The following is a 408-nucleotide window of genomic DNA, read 5'->3' on the forward strand; positions in this document are numbered from 1 at the left end:
CCCAGGTTGCGCGGCACATTCCGCTCGACCTGCGGACGAGTCGCCGCAATCAGCTTGTCGTACTGCACTCCTGACGGGCAGGCCGTGACGCAGGCTAAGCAACCCAAACAGGTGTCAAAGTGCTGTGAGGTTGTTGGAACCAGCGGGGCTTCATGCTCGTTGATCGCGTCCATCAGGTAGATGCGGCCTCTGGGCGAATCGGCTTCTTTGCCCAGAATGCGGTAGCTCGGACAGGTTGACAGGCAAAAGCCGCAGTGGACGCAGCTATCGATTAGCTTTGGGTCGGGCGGATGGTCGGCGTCAAACCCGTCGGTAGCGATTTGAGTGAATGAGAGTTCAGGATTGGGTGTGAGGTTGGCGGTCATGGGGGGAGGAAAGTCAATCGGGTGTGGAGGATCGGATCGAGCG

The 408-nt window shown here is 59.3% G+C and carries 1 protein-coding gene; it reads right to left on the reverse strand.

Going from position 1 to position 408, the window contains the following annotated elements:
- Nucleotides 1-365, reverse strand: a 365-nt coding sequence (locus D7Y13_RS44040) for a 4Fe-4S dicluster domain-containing protein (protein ID WP_120631158.1), incomplete at its 3' end; no start/stop codon positions are given.
- Between the last annotated feature and the right edge of the window lie 43 nt (nt 366-408).

Source organism: Corallococcus praedator (assembly GCF_003612125.1).
Classification (GTDB): Bacteria; Myxococcota; Myxococcia; order Myxococcales; family Myxococcaceae; genus Corallococcus; species Corallococcus praedator.